The organism is Bacillus sp. RSS_NA_20, assembly GCF_020165915.1.
GTDB classification, from domain to species: Bacteria; Bacillota; Bacilli; order Bacillales; family Bacillaceae; genus Bacillus; species Bacillus altitudinis.
In genome coordinates, this window is the sequence record NZ_JAIUKW010000005.1 from 1,647,741 (window position 1) to 1,664,336 (window position 16,596).

The following is a 16,596-nucleotide window of genomic DNA, read 5'->3' on the forward strand; positions in this document are numbered from 1 at the left end:
TCATTTTTGATAAAATATTTTTTGTGGTCAAAAGAACTCAAAACAAATTCAATTTGTCGTAAATCAGTTCAAACCAATGCACTATGTCTGTATTTACGCTATAATTTTAATTACCAGTTCTTTAGAACGTGAATTTATATTGATCAAAGGAGGTTCATTTTCTTGCAGCTTATTCACTTCGCCATCCTATCACCTTTTTTACTTGCCTTTGTCGTCCCTTTTCTTTTTAAATACGTAAGGCGTATACATACAGGATGGTTTGTTCTCATCTTGCCTATTCTTTTATTTACCTATTTCATCCAAATGCTCCAGATCACCTCGAATGGACGAACGTTGTTCTCACAAGCTGAATGGATTCCCTCTCTAGGGATGAATTTCACTGTGTATGTAGATGGTCTCAGCCTGTTATTTGCTTTACTCATCACAGGTATTGGTGCACTTGTGGTACTGTACAGTATTTTCTACTTATCAAAGGAAAAAGAACAGCTTGGCTCTTTCTATACGTATTTATTAATGTTTATGACCGCTATGCTTGGTGTTGTTCTCTCTGACAACATGGTCGTACTTTATTTGTTCTGGGAGCTAACAAGTATCTCTTCCTTCCTCTTAATTGGGTATTGGTATAAGCGTGAGCGTTCTCGTTACGGAGCAACCAAATCACTGCTTATTACTGTGTTTGGCGGATTAGCTATGCTTGGCGGCTTCATCCTCATTTACCTGATCACTGATTCATTCAGTATTCGCGAAGCAGTCAATCAGCTTCAGCTCATTATGGCATCACCTTATTTCATCCCTGCGATGGTTCTCATTTTACTAGGGGCCTTCACGAAATCAGCGCAGTTCCCATTTTATATTTGGCTGCCTGATGCTATGGAAGCACCAACCCCTGTAAGCAGTTATCTGCATTCTGCTACTATGGTCAAAGCCGGTATTTATCTGGTTGCCCGCTTTAGTCCGATTTTTGCTATATCAGAGGTGTGGTTTTGGACCATTTCGATTGTCGGACTTATCACACTATTCTGGGGATCTTTCCACGCCGTTCGGCAAAATGATTTGAAAGCCATTCTGGCCTTCTCGACAGTGAGTCAACTCGGTATGATTATGCTCATGCTAGGAGTAGGCGCAGCTGCCATTCATGAAAACAACCCTGCCTTTTTTGGCGCAGCCGTTCTTGCTGCTATTTTTCATCTCATTAACCACGCGACTTTTAAAGGAAGTCTCTTTATGGCAGCAGGGATTATCGATCACGAAACAGGTACACGTGATATTCGCAAATTAGGTGGATTAATGACCATCATGCCAATTACCTTTACAATTACGTTAATTGGTACATTCTCGATGGCTGGACTCCCGCCTTTTAATGGGTTTTTAAGTAAAGAGCTATTTTTCACAAGTATGATTCGGATTTCTGACATCAGCTTTACGGATGTTTCAACATGGGGGGCTGTCTTCCCTGCTATCGCTTGGCTCGCTAGTGTGTTTACGTTCATCTACAGTATGATGATCGTCTTCAAAACATTTAGAGGCCGTCTGAATGTCGATCAATTGGAGAAAAAACCGCATGAAGCACCGATTGGTATGCTGATCCCGCCAATTATTTTAGCATCACTTGTGGTCACGTTCTTCTTTTTCCCTAATATCCTTGCCTATTCAGTCATTGAACCTGCCATGCAAGCGATCATTCCTGAAGCCATTCAAACAGGAAGCCGCTTTGCCGTAAAAATTGAAGCGTGGCATGGATTCAAGCCAGAGCTTTACATGACAATTGGTGTAGTTGCGCTCGGTACCATTGGCTATTTAACGCTGTCAAAATGGCGCCCAATGTACAACATATTTAAGGAAAAATGGTCATTTAACGCTTTGTATGATCGTTCGCTTATTGGTGTAGAAAAAGGGTCTTATCGCCTAACAAACAGCTATATGACAGGATTCCTTCGTGACTATCTTGTCTATGTATTTGGGTTTATGATTATCGTGCTTGGCAGCGTGATGTTCTACAAGCAAGCCTTCTCATTTCAAACTGAGCATGCTGCATCAATCGGCACGTACGAAGTCATCCTTTCACTTGTGATGGTCGCAGCGACAGTCACGACTGTATTTGCTCGTTCACGCTTAACAGCTATTATTGCGCTAGGTGTTATGGGCTACACGCTGTCATTGTTCTTCGTGATTTTCAGAGCACCTGACCTTGCGCTGACACAGCTCATTATTGAAACCATTTCAGTCGCACTGTTTTTACTTTGCTTCTATCATTTGCCAAAGCTGAGCCTGAAGCAAAAAACACGAAGATTTAAATTAACAAATTTGATCATCTCATTAGGTGTTGGAGTCGTTGTCACCTGTCTTGCTTTCGCTTCAACAAGCCAGCAGTCTCTTGACACAATTTCAACGTACTTCATTGAAAACAGCTACAAACTGGCTGGCGGAGACAATATTGTCAATGTCATTCTTGTCGATTTCAGGGGCTTTGATACACTCTTTGAGATTACAGTGCTGGCTATTGCGGCACTTGGTATTTATGGATTATTAAAAGTAAAAACACAAGGAAAACGGAAGAGAGGCGTACGGCGATGAGAAAGATTGATACGAATGATATGCTCTTACAAGTCACAACAAAAATTACAGCATTCATCATCTTTCTTTTCTCACTTCACCTATTCCTTGCAGGACATAACAATCCTGGCGGAGGATTCATTGGCGGTTTGATGAGTGCTGGTGCTGTCGTCCTTCTGCTTTTAGCCTATGACCTTAAAACAGTGAGACGCATTTTACCATTTGACTTTATTTATGTGGCTGGTGTCGGTTTGCTCGTTGCCATCCTAACAGGTATGGGATCTTTTCTGTTCGGAGCACCTTTCCTATCCCATGCATTTGGTTATTTCCAACTGCCGTTTCTAGGGAAAACAGAATTGGCGACAGCGGTCCTGTTTGATATCGGTGTGTATTTAGTTGTTGTTGGTGTCACCATGACCATTATTCAAACGATTGGAGAGAAGGAATAATGGAATTTCTAATGTCTATTATCGTCGGAATCATTTTTATGGCAGCGACCTATTTAATGCTTTCAAAAAGCCTTCTACGGGTCATCGTCGGTACTGCCGTTTTAAGTCACGGCGTCCATTTGCTTCTATTAACAATGGGCGGCTTAAAAAAGGGAGCACCTCCTATTTTGAAAGAGGGGCTCACATCCTATGTAGATCCATTGCCACAAGCATTAATTTTAACAGCCATTGTCATTGCTTTTGGTGTAACATCCTTTTTGCTCGTGATGGCCTTCCGTGCCTTCCAAGAGCTGAGAACAGATGACATGGATCAAATGAGAGGAAATGATCAGCATGAATAATCTCGTGATCCTGCCTATATTAATACCATTACTAGCTGCTACATTATTGATTTTTATGAATAAAAACACCATGCTGTCGAGAGGCTTTAGTGTGTTTGCATCTCTTTTAGCCATTATCTGTAATGTCTATTTGGTCCAAACGATTTTCACAAACGGCATACAAACCCTTTACTTGGGCGGCTGGAAAGCGCCGTTTGGCATTGCCCTTGTAGCCGATCAGTTTGCTGCACTTCTTGTGCTGACCGCTTCCATTGTTGGACTTGTCACAGTTCTTTTTTCCTTTCAAACGATTGGGAAAGAAAGAGAGCGACTGTTCTATTATTCTGGTGTCCAATTCTTGTTAGCTGGCGTCAGTGGTGCCTTTTTAACGGGAGATATTTTCAACCTGTTTGTCTTCTTTGAATTGTTGCTGATGGCATCTTATATGCTCATTGTTCTGGGTGGTTCAAAGCCTCAGCTTCGTGAATCACTGAAATACATTGTGTTTAATATTATCTCATCGGCATTATTTATTGTTGGCGTAGCGTGTTTATATGCAGTCACAGGCACACTGAACATGGCTGATTTAAGTGTGAAAATAGCTGAATCTGGGCAAACAGGGTTAATCACCGTGATTGCCATTCTGTTCCTGATCGTATTTGGCTTAAAAGCTGGGGTCTTCCCCCTTTATTTCTGGCTGCCAGGGTCTTATCATGCACCGCCGGCAGCGATTTCAGCTTTGTTTGGCGCACTGCTGACAAAGGTCGGGCTATATGCGATTGCCAGAGTCTTTACGCTCATCTTTATACATGATACAGGTTTTACACATACAATTATGGCCTGGCTAGCCGCTCTAACGGTTATATTCGGTGTCATTGGCTCTATCGCCTATTCTGATGTGCAAAAAATTGTGATTTATAACATTGTCACAGCTGTTGGTGTCATTTTGTTTGGGATTGCGGCCAATACACCGGCATCACTTCAAGGCGCCATTTATTACCTCATTCACGATATGGTGATCAAAGGAGCTCTATTTATGCTTGCAGGGGCACTGTTTGTGTATGCTGGAACCAATCATCTGAAAAAAATGGGTGGGCTGATTCAATCCCAGCCTCTACTCGGCTGGATGTTCTTCATATCGGCTTTATCACTTGCGGGTATTCCTCCGCTAAGTGGATTTGTTGGCAAGCTGAAAATTGTTGAAGGTGGGTTTTCTGCTGGGTACATGACGTTCTCTATCCTTGTTTTACTGTCCAGTCTTCTTGTCCTTTATTCTGTTATGAGGATTTTCATGCTTGCGTTTTGGGGAGAGGAACAGGATATGCGAAGAAGAAAGCCATCCATTAGAGGAATGGTGTATCCTGGGGTACTGCTTGTTATCTTATCGCTTGCGATTGGATTAGGCACAGAATTCATTGCACCTTATATCAATCAAGCTGCGGAAATGCTTTCAACACCAGAAAAATATATTCAAGCTGTGCTGAAGGAGTAGATGAACATGGCCTTTCAAATATTATTAAACGCTCTCCTCGCCTTTACATGGATGTTTATGAATGATACATACAGAGCTGCAGACTTTGTATCAGGCTTTGCACTAGGGATGATCGCCATTTTTATGCTGCGGCGATTCTTCCCGCAACGTTTTTACGGCTATGCCCTTTATGCGATTTTCAAGCTCGTCATCATTTTTATCAGAGAGCTACTTCTTGCTAATTTGAGTGTACTCAAGACGGTGTTATCTCCAAAGCTTAAGATCAAGCCTGGTATTTTCGCCTTTCGTACAGATTTAAAAACAGATTGGGAAATCACCATACTGGCTAATATGATTACATTAACACCTGGTACACTGGTCATTGATATTTCGGATGATCGTTCGATTTTATATATTCATGCGATGGATATTGAAGATGCTGAAAAAGCCATCCACGATATTCGGGTATCATTTGAAAAAGCGATTCAGGAGGTGAGCGGTAAGTAATGGAACTGATCTTGCAAATGTCACTTGGAATTCTTGCGCTGTCTACTTTGCTTTTTGTCATACGGGTCATCAAAGGACCTTCTATTCCTGATCGCGTTAGTGCGCTTGATGCGATAGGAATCAATTTAATTGGGATGACAGCCATCGTGTCTATCTTACTGAAAACCACTACGTTCTTTGAAATTATTTTACTGCTCGGTATTCTTGCCTTTATCGGCACTGTCGCTTTTTCCAAATTCCTTGAGAAAGGGGAAGTGATTGAAAATGATCGTCATCGCTAAAGCGATCGTGATTTTCTTTATTCTGCTTGGCGCCATCCTTTGTCTGGTCTCAGCCATTGGGGTTCTTCGCCTGCCGGACGTTTACACACGTATGCATGCTGCATCAAAAGCATCGACACTTGGTGTTGTTCTCATTTTAGTTGGTGTGTTCTTTCATGAATGGTTTCTTGCAGGGATCATCTCTGCGAAAATCCTGCTTGGGATTGTCTTTATCTTTCTGACCGCACCAGTCGGCGCTCATTTGATCGGAAGAGCCGCTTACAACACTGGTGTGAAAATGGACAAACGAAGTGTCCAAGATGATTATGGCGGTTTCCGTAACTTTGTCATTAAACGAAAAGAAGACTCTTATTTATAAATAAAGAACCTGACATGCAGGTCCTGTTCACTTTACTTGCATGTTCATAAAAGGGTATTAAAAAAAGCTTCCGCTGCACCGGGAGCTTTTTTATATGCGATCAATGACAGCGAGTGTACATCTTGACGTACAGATATGACGGTCTCGATCATCTTTAATATCGATTTGGAATACCATTGTACGCCGTCCTACATGTACAGGAACAGCTGTAGCTGTCACCACTCCATCACGTACAGATTTTAAATGATTGGCATTGATTTCAATACCTGAACAAACCTGCTTCGTTAAATCCAAATGAGCAGCAGCACCCATGCTTGCCACTGTTTCTGCTAGAGCAGCTGATGCTCCTCCGTGCAGTAATCCAAATGGCTGTTTTGTTCGGTGATCGACTGGCATTGTCGCCACGCATCGTGACATATTGCATTCTACAATCTCAATCCCCAGTGCCTCAAGCAGTGTATTTGAACCACTCACATCCATCAAGGCCCTCTCCCTTCACACGTTTACAGGACACTTTCCGATTTTGCAATTAACACCGCTTCCGTTCGAGATCCAACATTCAGCTTATTAAAGATGGAGGTCAAACTGTATTCAATCGAGCGTTTGCTCAAATGAAGCACATCGGCGATCTCTTGGTTTGTGTACCCTTTTTCCACTTCTCTTAAGATTAAGCATTCACGCTCTGTTAACAGCTCATGATCCGTCTGCTGCGCCTGTTCTGGCTTCTCTTGCTGCTGTGAAATTAATTTCTTTAAATAGGATAGCTGAATGACAACTTCTCCTTGCAATGTGCGGTGTATGTATTCAATGATTTTGTCTTTTGTCTCTGTTTTACTTATTGCACCATGCAATCCAGCTCGAATGGCCTCTTCGAAATAATCATCTACTTCATATCCTGTATAAATGATAATTTTCACTTGTTGATTCGTTTCTAGAATTTGTTTGGCAATGTCCATTCCATTGATATCCCCGAGATTTAAATCCATCAAGATCACATCATAGATGGAAAAGTCATGCGTCTTTAAAAAGGCGCCTTCTGCATCAGGACTTAAACAATCGACTGATAGCTGCTGATCTGATTCTAATATGCTTTTTGTCCCTTCCATGACAGCCGGATGATCATCAATGACCAATATCTTCTTCATGTCTTCCTCCCTTTAAATCACTCACTTCCATTTTATATAAAAGACTTGGCAGATGCCAAGTCTTATTCCTTAAGAAATCGTTACAATTCCATTTCAATTTTCACCTTGAGCCCTTTTTCAGGTGCTGTGTGAATTTGAAGCTTTCCATTTAGAGCTTTGACTCGTTCCCTTATGCCAGAAAGACCCATGCTCATCGTGTGCTGATCAAGCTGGCTTGCATCAAATCCGACTCCATCGTCCTCATAATGGAGAACAACTTGATCTTTAATACAAATGAGCATCACTAAGACTTGGCTGGCCTTAGAATGCTTCAACGCATTGGATAACAGCTCCTGCACAATCCGGTAAATATTCAGCTGTGAGTCAATATCAATGTCTAATTCTTTATCAAAGCGGGTTGTATTCAGTCTAATATGAAATGGCGCTTCCTCTTGAATTTGCGAAGTCAGCTTCGAAATTGCCTTCACTAACCCCAAATCATAGAGGAGCTGCGGCCGAAGTTCATGACATGTTTCTCTCGTGGTTTGAATCACCTTAGACATTTGTTCATTCCAAGAGATCAGCGAATTTTCAATAGATGTTGGGCATTGGTTGTTTTGGAAATTGGTTAAGAACATCTCGGACTGTCTCTTCAGTGAAATCAAATCCTGCAGCACAGAATCATGAAGATCCCTCGCTAAATCTGAGCGCTGCTTTTCTTCCATGGCGAACATGACTTTCTTCAGCCAGGCGGGATTGGCTTCCCGCTGTTTCAAATCCTCAAGATGCTCCATCAATTCTTCAATCTTGACGACATTTTCTAAACTGACACTTGTGTAAAATGCCAATGTTTTCAGCCATGAAATTTCATCGCGGGTCAATTTCGGCGTCTGTATATTGGATAAGCAGCAAATCATAAACGAGTGACCGCCCCGCTCTCCAATTTTCATCATAAACCCTTTATCAAGCTCGATGATTTTCCCAACTTCACCTAAAATATCTTGAAATTGATCCACGTATTCTTTCCATAACTTACTATCATTTGTTGATTCATCAATTTCAATCATTTCTCCATTAGCCTTCACCTCTAGCACAAAGGCTTTATTCACAACGAGCACTTCTAAAATGGTGTATTTCAAATGATACAGTACTTGATGAAGTGATGACGCCTCACGAATAAGCTGCGTAAATTTAAACACGCTGTCTTGGTAATTATACTTCTCTGAAAAACGTTTCAAACGAAAACGGAAATCTAAAATTTCTTTGAAATAGAAAACAGCCAACATGAGTGTATATGTGATGAATGCGAGCTTCAGTGTGTACTTTAAATCTTCTGGTTTTTGCAGAATATAAAACGTGACAACAACTAAAATGGTCGGTGTAATGGCAATAAATCCATAGTATTTAAGTCTACTAATCAAGAAATCCATATTGTAAAGTTTGTTCGTCATGAATTGATACACGAGTGAAAAAGGAATGAGCAATACAAAAGAAGTTAAGAAAAAGGGATCTACAACATAAATACGAAACAAAACATATGGAATTGCAAATAAAAAGATAAACGGACAAAATGCTATGATATTAATCATGACAAAAAACTTTAAAACAGACCCCTGCTCTGTCTCTTTATATTTCTGCATTCCATTAATAATGACTTTGAATGACATGATAATAGAAGCAAAAAAGAATAAAAGATTTAAACTCGGCATGTATCTGGCTATCGCCGAATCAATTGGAACAAACAGCTCTATTACTAGATTAGTTATAGGAAGACTATATAAAATATAAATTGTTTTTCGAGTCGTTATATGCAGGTCAAACTCTTTGAAATATTGATAAATGAAATGAATATAAAAGATAAATACACTTGATAAACAAAATGTGATGACATAATGGCTAAATCTATCACCAATACCCGAAGTACCTGCACTAAGATATCCGATACAAATCGTTAATAAAAATAAAACTAAAAGAAATGCTGATTTTCGTTGGATCTCTTTGTTAATACGAATGATAAAGAAGATACAAAATAAACATATTGAATACAGGATGAGAGGAATTATATAGACAAATAAACTTTCTTGACCAATCAATGTCTTATTTTTTAGGGTGATCATTTGGTTGCCTCTTTGAATATCAATTCTTTGCACATTCCTAAGCTCACCATTGATCAAATGATCTTTGTTGTTAGCAGATTCTCCATTGATTTTAAGTATAATATCTCCTTCTTCTAATCCTGATGTGTAGGCTAAAGAAAGATATTCGACTTTGACAACTTCTGCTTGACCATTCTTGTTCTCCTCAACACGTGCTCCATTAAAAATATCAAATACATAAATATATGAAACATAGATCACAAATAAAAAAGACAGAAAAACAAAAAAAGCAGATAGTTTCGTATAAGTTATCTTCATGTATAAAACATCCTTAACTGGAGAACTTTTAAATCAAGTATCATTTATAGTACCATATATAATCTGCAGACATTTGCCCTTTTTTTATGCCTTGAATGATTGCTTTCATCGTTTCCTCATCTGTGTGAATTAAACTTGCATTCCCTAAGTCCAATTCATTCACAACACTAGGATTTTTCACTAAATATGCAATAACATTTTGAATGCTCAATCATTGCCCTCCTTTGTCATATATGCATATAATTGTTCCTTTTTCGTTTTAGGCAAATCAAGTTGTGCAATTCCTTGCTTCATTTTTAACAGCATAATCTCTCTCATCGATACCATGTACTGAGTCAAACCAGCTTCAAGTAACTTTTGCTTCAGTTGAAACGGCTTTTGCTCTGACTCATCCAGCCGGTTAGAAAAGAAGGAAAGAAGCTCTAGACTGACATCGTTAAAATGTCTTTGTAAATAACTAAATGCCAGCGTTTGTTTTTTTTGAAAATCTCCGTTTGTTTTTGAAAATAACGCAAAAAAATCGTTACTGATTTGTCCAGCAACACCATAATATATCGAATAAGATTCTACAGTGGCATTCATTTTTCTTGTCGCTAAATAAACACCCAGTACGCTAGAAAGAGCTGTTAAAGATCCAGATTTTTTCCTTAAAACCTCTACACACTCTTCTTCTGTTCCATACAAATGACTCAAATCCTCATGCTGCCCTTCCATAGACATTTTGATGAAGTGGAACAGTTTCTCTATTAGTTGAGAATTATTTTCACAAATTGATGTGATGAATTGGATACTCACCGTATACAAATACGTAGAAGCATTGATGGCCACTCCTTGGTTGACGTTCATCCAAGGATACGAATCATTGTCCTGATCTTCAATATCATCTAATATATCGGCAGATAAGATGAGAAGTTCAATCCCTGCTGCCAGTTTTGTAATCGCTTGCTTGTCTTGTCCGCCAAATGCCTCATAATGTTGGTAAGCCAATTGCCCAAAAGGAAATTCATTCTTTATATCTGTAAATTCGAGAAGCAGCTTTTGTAAATCATTTTGCCTGACTGCATGTTGAATAAAATCAGACATTTTCTGCTTGATTTTTGTATTCTCTAGATAGTTTAGCATACTCGATCTTGATCCTCACCCTCTCGCCTCTTATTTTACTAAAAAGAAATAAGCAAATGTCCACTGACATCACTATTTAACAATTATATAATAATATATCCTTTTTTTGTATGTATTTGGATAAAAAAAAGACTTGATGGTTATCAAGTCTTTAAGAAATTTTCACATATTCATATTTGTCGTATTGATCAATGCTTTTGTTAATGTTATGAAGAGAAGCCGTTGTTTCTCTAATTTCGTTTTCAAGTTTCCATAATAATTGTTTAAGTTCTTCGATTTCATACTTTTCCATCGATTCCACTCTCCTTTTTTGGAAGATCAATGTATTTGTGTATGTTGATTGGGTCATAAGTATTTGATCTGTTACTAACAGTGTAAATGCTATTGAGTATTTTTTCACCGAAAAGTATGCACAAAATGTGTGCGTGATACCGCAAAATTCAATAGGTCTTTTTTCATCATTTTCAGACTTTTCAAATGATACTTTTATCTCAATTTCAAAGGAAATACGTCATTTTTGCGACATGAACAGGCATCATTCGTCACAATTCTCACGATGCAGAACATACGATCCCCTCTGTTTCCTCGGTTTTTCATGTTATAGGTCAGACGACAGGCTCTACTGTAGACACCGCAATTTTTTGGCGACATTCACCGAAATTGACCGCAAAAGTACCTATTTTTATGATGAATATGCAAAGGTAGAAAGATCATTTTGATTCTTTATTCGGATTTTCTTCATACATTTAGAACAGATATCCGTCCAAATTCACTTCAATGAGAGAAGAGGTGACCATGTGTTTTACTATGTTCCTTATCCGCCTTTGCAGGTTCCCGCAATAGGGAACGCATACCCGCGAACACCTATGACTTTTCCTCCAGTAGATGCTCATGCGTTTCAAAAGGCTGCAAAGGAATCAACCCGTCTCGTGGCTGATGCATCCCTCATTACACAGCAGATTTCCGGTTCGCTTTCGTTTGGACAGCGAATCATGGAAGCTGCTGAACGTGCTGACACCGCAAGTGTGATTCGAATGCTGAAACAGATTGGGGTGAAAAGCAATATCGATATCCGCTTTAGTCCAGAAGGCATCCGCATCTACTTATCCCTCTCTTCCAGCAGGCTTTTTCTACTTTTACAGTGGGGATAACAAAGAAAGAAGCCGCTCTAGTGTGAGCGGCTTTTCTTAAGATTCAAACATTTTATGACACCATTCAATGGCTTCTATATAACAGCCGTAGGCTTCCTGCTTAGGGAGACTTCCACCTAACATCTCATCATCCCATTCATTTCGTTCAATACGTTTGGCAACGTCTAACACAAGGAAATAGTCATTTTCATAGCCAAGCAGTGCCTCACCTACTTCATCCGAAAGAGGCAGTTCTTTCACAAGTTCAGTAATGTCCGCCCTGACAAGCGTATCAATGAGTGAAAACATACCTGTTAGCATATAAGAAGCGGGATGCTCTCGTTCAGTCCGACTAGCAATGAGTTCACACGTTTTGGCACGAATGAACGACATTTTGATGATTTCCTTTTGGCTTGAGTTGGCTTGGACATTCAGTTCTTTAAATGAAAGGATAAAGATCCATCGCCGTATTTCATTAAACCCAAGCAGGATAATCGCCTGACGAATGCTCTTGATTTGATAAAGACGTCTCATGCCGCCAGAATTCAGCATTTTTAATAATTGATATGAAAGGGAAAGATCACTTTCTATAAAGTGCGTCACGGTCTGAATATTCGGCTGCTCCTTGCTCAGCTCATTCAATAGCTGATGGTATGCGTGGAAGCTAGTCGATAAGGCTCGTCCCGAAATGACGTGCGGCTCACTAAAGAAATATCCTTGAAACAAATGGAAGCCAGCTTCTAACGCTTCTTCATATTCTTTTCGCGTTTCTACCTTTTCAGCAAGGAATCGAAGTCGATACTTTTTATATGTATGTAAAATGTCTCTTCGTTCTTCACATGTTGTTTTCAGAAAATCAATTTTTAAAATATCAATGCAATAGAGGAGTTCATCGAGTAACTTGTCATGAAAATGTGTTCCGCTCAGAAAGAAATCATCGAGCGCAATCGTGTATCCCCACTTTTTTAATTGCTTACATCTCATAATAAGTGCCGGGGTAATCGGTACATTTTCTAATATTTCGATCACAAGCTGATGTGGATCAAAATAAGTGAGCAGATCAGACGAAAGCAAGCTTTCGGTGAAATTGATGTAGCATCGTTTTCCTTCTGTCAGTGTTTCGATGCCAATGTTTAAAAAACTATTGATAATGAGGTCCGTTGTCGCTTGATCACCATCTTCAGCGCTATATGTATTGGTTTCACTATCTCTATAAAGCAGCTCGTATGATACGACTTGTTCTTTTCTGTTAAAAATAGGCTGCCTTGCAACAAACACCCTCAACTGCTCCATTCCTCCTTTATGCAATGACAAACAAGATGTGCCTTCAGTATACCAAATGATTGCCCATAAGGTTCATTTTGAATCGTCCAACATGAAAAAAAAGAGACCATCTGGCTTGATGATCTCCTTTCCCGGGGTAATCAGCTTTCATAAAGCTCTTTTTTGATTTTATTTTTCACATCATGGATAAACTGCATCTTATTATCCCAGCATTTTTGACTCAAATCGACTGGGTACTCTTCTGGTTTGCTGATTCGTTTGTATTCCTCCCAGAAGAGTCCGAGACTGTCCTGCACATATGCTTGAATCGTTTGGATATCTGGATTATCATACACCAGCTTCCCTTGTTCAAAAATTGGGACATGAAGGTCCTTTGCCACAAAATTTGTCACAAATTTGCTGATAAATGTATGAACTGGATGGAACATTTTCAGCTTATCTTCACTTTGAACATCTTCTTCTTCAAGGGCAATGTAGTCTCCCTCAGAGTGATGATTCAATTGATTAATAATGCGATACACTCGTTTACGGCCTGGTGTTGTCACTTTCTCTGGATTAGAAGAAATTTTGATCGTGTCATTCATCTGACCGTTTTCTTCAATCGATACAAGCTTATATACAGCACCAAGAGCTGGCTGATCGAATGCGGTAATCAGTTTCGTTCCAACACCCCATACATCAATTTTTGCACCTTGTGCTTTTAAGTTCATAATGGTGTGTTCATCAAGATCGCTTGATGCAATGACTTTGGCGTCATGGAATCCAGCTTCATCCAGCATCGTTCTCGCCTTTTTAGACAAGTAGGCAAGGTCTCCGCTATCAAGTCTGACCCCAATAAAGTTGATTTTATCACCGAATTCTTTCGCTACCTTAATTGCATTTGGAATGCCTGATCTGACCGTATCATATGTATCCACTAAAAAGACACAGTCTGTATGTGTTTCAGCATATTTTCTAAATGCAGTATATTCGTCGCGATATGCTTGTACAAGAGCATGGGCATGGGTGCCTGATACGGGAATATTGAAGCGTTTCCCTGCACGGACATTACTTGTTGCCTGAAATCCGCCGATCAGTGCTGCTCTTGCTCCCCACATGGCTGCATCCATTTCATGCGCACGTCTTGTTCCGAATTCTAATGCTGTCTCATCTTCAATGATTCCTTTAATACGAGCCGCCTTTGTTGCAATTAGCGTCTGAAAGTTCACGATGTTGAGCAGTGCCGTTTCAATTAGCTGAGCTTCAACAAGTGTTGCCTCGATGCGCATAATAGGTTCATTCGCAAAGACAATTTCTCCTTCTCGCATTGAATGAAGTGTCCCTGTAAAAGACAATCCGCTTAAGTATTCAATGAAATCGCTTTTATAACCGAGTTCATCTTTTAAATATGCAAGGTCGCTCTCGGTGAAGGAGAAGTCCGATAAATATTCAATCGCTTTCTCTAAACCAGCAAATACAGCGAAGCCGTTGTCAAATGGAAGCTTTCTAAAGAAGAGTTCGAAGACTGCCTTCTTCTCATGAATGCCGTCTCTCCAATACGTTTCTGCCATGTTAATTTGATAAAGATCTGTATGTAGTGATAAACTGTCGTCAATAAACCGATGCTCCAACTTCCATTCTCCTTCCCTTACTTAACCACTTTCGCACCAAGCGTATGCTCAAAGTGAGAAAGTGCCCACTCGTGCCCCGCTTCATTAAAACTCGCTACGGCATTCGCATGAATCACAAGTTCAAAGCCTTTATTGTACGCATCAACAGCTGTATGAAGTACACAAATATCGGTACACACTCCGGCTAGGTGAAGTTCAGTGATGCCACGCTCGCGCAGTTTCATTTCTAATTGAGTGCCTGCAAAAGCAGAGTATCTTGTTTTTTCCATATAATAGACATGATTTAAATGTGTTGACGTGTGAAATAGTGAACTTAGTTTTCCGTAAAGTTCAATTCCTTCTGTCCCGCGAATATTATGGGGCGGAAATAACTTTGTCTCTGGATGATATGGATCTTGCTCTTCATGATGATCGACGGCAAAAACAACAAAGTGTCCTTCATCAATAAATGAAGAAGTGATCTCTGTGATCTTCGACTCAATCGCCTGTCCAGGCTTTCCGCACGTCAGTTTTCCATCGTCTGCAACAAAATCAACTGTATAATCAATACAAATCAATGCTTTGCCCATCCGCATCTCTCCCATATGCTCTTTTGAATCATTATAGCTTATTCATTTCACTAGGGAAACCTATTCAACAGATTCACGAGAAAAAGCTTTTTGAAAAAGCTCATCTTCTATATAGATATGTTCTTGATTGATCGCATGCGGCACCTCTATCACAAGCCCAAAAGGTGAATGTGACTCGTGATGGTTGACCACTTTAAAAGAACAACCAGCGGCATTTGCCATTTTGACATATGGAGAATAAGAAGCATATGACAATTCACCATTTAAAAGAACAGTGGCCTCTCGGTTTGCCTTCAATACTTGCTCTACCTCTTGATACGGTTTATGTCTCGATACTTGCCCTTTTGTCAGAGCGAGAAGAGCACGTTCTCTTAATGAGCCGAGAAACATTCTTCGTTCATCGGGTTTTGTTTCAGCATGTCCAAATATCCCTTGCTGCAAATAAAAGTCTACGGATTCTTCTTTCATTGCTGTGTTCACTCCTGGTTTCTGAATTTACATTTCTGTGACCCAGTGCACAATTTTTTGTGCGAGTTCACGGGCTTCGTCTATTTCTACTCTTTTGTTTAAAGATTGTTCTAGTGCTTGCTCAAGCTGCGTTTTTTCGTCTTCATACGCGATAGAAATACTCCATTCCATGTCAGGTACAGCGACAAGCGTTTTATATTCTTTTTTATTTTCATGTAAATATACATTGTAGGTTGTTGGTTGCCCGCTTGTCAGATGCGCTTTTCTTATTTTCATTTGATGTGTTTTCCCCCCTTTTTCTTCTTCCTTCTTCTATCCATTGTACCATAAAAAAAGACAGCTTCTGAAAAGGAGACCCTTTCAAAGCTGGCTATGCGTTAAAGCTCTTTTGCTGGCTGATCAGGTTTGAATCCCAAACAAATGTGACGTTCGGATTGTTGAAGAATTGAACAAAGTCTCCTGCATTATAGGTGCCTGAACCACCAGCGGAATGGTCCACACTTTTTGGCGAAATGGCAAACACATCGCCGAAATGTGCAGAACCGTTTCCTATGACACGGTCAATATGAATGGGTCCAACAATTGCTGGCATCTTTCCACCACCTTTACTACCCTCATCATATGCCTAGCGGAACAATACGTGTCTATCCAACATAAAAAAGACAGCTGATATGTCGTATGATCAGCTGTCTTTTATGCATTAAATGATTGAGGCTGGCCAAACAGTGTAAAGTCCCAAAGCATGGTGGCATTCGGATCGCTTGTCAGGGACATATAATCACCTGAATTAAAAGCGCCCGCTCCACCGGCCGAGTGATCTACAGCCAAAGGGGCAATGGCGAGAACGTCACCAAAAGTAGCCGAGCCATTTCCGCCTAAAGACTCAATATGGATGGGTCCAACAATCGCAGGCATCTTCCTTCTCCTCCCTATTCG

General features: G+C 39.9%; 21 protein-coding genes. 8 read left to right on the forward strand and 13 right to left on the reverse strand.

Annotated features, from left to right (window positions below):
* Positions 1 to 162: 162 nt before the first annotated feature.
* Genes LCD32_RS14215 through mnhG form a run of 7 tightly spaced genes read left to right on the forward strand, consistent with a single transcriptional unit; the run spans position 163 to position 5,939 of the window.
* Positions 163 to 2,574, forward strand: a complete 2,412-nt coding sequence (locus LCD32_RS14215; RefSeq protein WP_035701197.1) for a Na+/H+ antiporter subunit A — start codon at positions 163 to 165, stop codon at positions 2,572 to 2,574.
* Positions 2,571 to 3,002 (forward strand): Na(+)/H(+) antiporter subunit B, encoded by a 432-nt coding sequence (locus LCD32_RS14220; protein ID WP_007500484.1) that lies wholly within the window; start codon positions 2,571 to 2,573, stop codon positions 3,000 to 3,002. The genes LCD32_RS14215 and LCD32_RS14220 overlap by 4 nt, the downstream gene beginning before the upstream one ends.
* Entirely contained in the window at positions 3,002 to 3,343 is a 342-nt protein-coding gene (locus LCD32_RS14225) for a Na(+)/H(+) antiporter subunit C (protein WP_003213576.1), read from the forward strand. Before LCD32_RS14220 ends, LCD32_RS14225 begins: the two co-directional genes overlap by 1 nt.
* The gene (locus tag LCD32_RS14230) at positions 3,336 to 4,814 is read left to right on the forward strand and encodes a Na+/H+ antiporter subunit D (RefSeq protein ID WP_019744043.1); all 1,479 of its coding nucleotides are present in this window, start codon (positions 3,336 to 3,338) and stop codon (positions 4,812 to 4,814) included. Before LCD32_RS14225 ends, LCD32_RS14230 begins: the two co-directional genes overlap by 8 nt.
* 6 nt (positions 4,815 to 4,820) lie before the next feature.
* Positions 4,821 to 5,300 (forward strand): Na+/H+ antiporter subunit E, encoded by a 480-nt coding sequence (locus LCD32_RS14235; RefSeq protein ID WP_008345848.1) that lies wholly within the window; start codon positions 4,821 to 4,823, stop codon positions 5,298 to 5,300.
* Positions 5,300 to 5,581 carry a Na(+)/H(+) antiporter subunit F1 gene (locus LCD32_RS14240; RefSeq protein WP_008345849.1) on the forward strand — a complete coding sequence of 94 codons (282 nt, stop codon included), beginning with the start codon at positions 5,300 to 5,302 and terminating at the stop codon, positions 5,579 to 5,581. The genes LCD32_RS14235 and LCD32_RS14240 overlap by 1 nt, the downstream gene beginning before the upstream one ends.
* The gene (mnhG, locus tag LCD32_RS14245) at positions 5,565 to 5,939 is read left to right on the forward strand and encodes a monovalent cation/H(+) antiporter subunit G (protein WP_035701201.1); all 375 of its coding nucleotides are present in this window, start codon (positions 5,565 to 5,567) and stop codon (positions 5,937 to 5,939) included. The genes LCD32_RS14240 and mnhG overlap by 17 nt, the downstream gene beginning before the upstream one ends.
* 90 nt (positions 5,940 to 6,029) lie before the next feature.
* Here mnhG and LCD32_RS14250 read toward each other — a convergent pair whose 3' ends face one another.
* The 6 genes from LCD32_RS14250 to degQ form a co-directional block, all read right to left on the reverse strand.
* On the reverse strand, positions 6,030 to 6,419 hold the full coding sequence (locus LCD32_RS14250) for a hotdog fold thioesterase (protein ID WP_035701203.1): 390 nt from the start codon (positions 6,417 to 6,419) through the stop codon (positions 6,030 to 6,032).
* Positions 6,420 to 6,442: 23 nt separating this feature from the next.
* Positions 6,443 to 7,084 carry a response regulator transcription factor gene (locus LCD32_RS14255; RefSeq protein WP_007500477.1) on the reverse strand — a complete coding sequence of 214 codons (642 nt, stop codon included), beginning with the start codon at positions 7,082 to 7,084 and terminating at the stop codon, positions 6,443 to 6,445.
* 80 nt (positions 7,085 to 7,164) lie between these two features.
* Positions 7,165 to 9,477 carry an ATP-binding protein gene (locus tag LCD32_RS14260; RefSeq protein ID WP_035701206.1) on the reverse strand — a complete coding sequence of 771 codons (2,313 nt, stop codon included), beginning with the start codon at positions 9,475 to 9,477 and terminating at the stop codon, positions 7,165 to 7,167.
* Positions 9,478 to 9,517: 40 nt separating this feature from the next.
* Positions 9,518 to 9,688 carry a competence pheromone ComX gene (gene comX, locus LCD32_RS14265; protein ID WP_081826972.1) on the reverse strand — a complete coding sequence of 57 codons (171 nt, stop codon included), beginning with the start codon at positions 9,686 to 9,688 and terminating at the stop codon, positions 9,518 to 9,520.
* A complete protein-coding gene (locus LCD32_RS14270; protein ID WP_035701208.1) occupies positions 9,685 to 10,599 on the reverse strand; it encodes a polyprenyl synthetase family protein in 915 nt (304 codons plus the stop codon). The genes comX and LCD32_RS14270 overlap by 4 nt, the downstream gene beginning before the upstream one ends.
* 151 nt (positions 10,600 to 10,750) lie before the next feature.
* Entirely contained in the window at positions 10,751 to 10,891 is a 141-nt protein-coding gene (gene degQ, locus LCD32_RS14275) for a degradation enzyme regulation protein DegQ (RefSeq protein WP_003213123.1), read from the reverse strand.
* Positions 10,892 to 11,396: 505 nt separating this feature from the next.
* On the opposite strand from degQ, the gene LCD32_RS14280 reads away from it, so the two are divergent.
* Positions 11,397 to 11,750, forward strand: a complete 354-nt coding sequence (locus tag LCD32_RS14280) for a hypothetical protein (protein WP_017367963.1) — start codon at positions 11,397 to 11,399, stop codon at positions 11,748 to 11,750.
* Positions 11,751 to 11,786: 36 nt separating this feature from the next.
* On the opposite strand, the gene LCD32_RS14285 is transcribed toward LCD32_RS14280, so the two are convergent.
* The 7 genes from LCD32_RS14285 to LCD32_RS14315 all read right to left on the reverse strand — a co-directional run bounded on the left by LCD32_RS14285 (position 11,787) and on the right by LCD32_RS14315 (position 16,575).
* Positions 11,787 to 13,013: an EAL and HDOD domain-containing protein gene (locus tag LCD32_RS14285; protein WP_035701209.1), complete on the reverse strand. Its 1,227-nt coding sequence runs from the start codon at positions 13,011 to 13,013 to the stop codon at positions 11,787 to 11,789.
* Between the two features lie 140 nt (positions 13,014 to 13,153).
* A complete protein-coding gene (locus LCD32_RS14290; protein WP_007500472.1) occupies positions 13,154 to 14,623 on the reverse strand; it encodes a nicotinate phosphoribosyltransferase in 1,470 nt (489 codons plus the stop codon).
* A gap of 17 nt (positions 14,624 to 14,640) precedes the next feature.
* Positions 14,641 to 15,192, reverse strand: coding sequence for a cysteine hydrolase family protein (locus LCD32_RS14295; protein ID WP_046526549.1), 552 nt, complete (start codon positions 15,190 to 15,192; stop codon positions 14,641 to 14,643).
* A 60-nt stretch (positions 15,193 to 15,252) separates the two neighbouring features.
* Positions 15,253 to 15,660, reverse strand: coding sequence for a YueI family protein (locus LCD32_RS14300; protein WP_046344389.1), 408 nt, complete (start codon positions 15,658 to 15,660; stop codon positions 15,253 to 15,255).
* A gap of 27 nt (positions 15,661 to 15,687) precedes the next feature.
* Positions 15,688 to 15,936 (reverse strand): YueH family protein, encoded by a 249-nt coding sequence (locus tag LCD32_RS14305; protein ID WP_008345876.1) that lies wholly within the window; start codon positions 15,934 to 15,936, stop codon positions 15,688 to 15,690.
* A gap of 94 nt (positions 15,937 to 16,030) precedes the next feature.
* Entirely contained in the window at positions 16,031 to 16,252 is a 222-nt protein-coding gene (locus LCD32_RS14310; protein ID WP_008345878.1) for a spore germination protein, read from the reverse strand.
* A gap of 101 nt (positions 16,253 to 16,353) precedes the next feature.
* A complete protein-coding gene (locus LCD32_RS14315) occupies positions 16,354 to 16,575 on the reverse strand; it encodes a spore germination protein (RefSeq protein WP_224564054.1) in 222 nt (73 codons plus the stop codon).
* Positions 16,576 to 16,596: the final 21 nt, after the last annotated feature.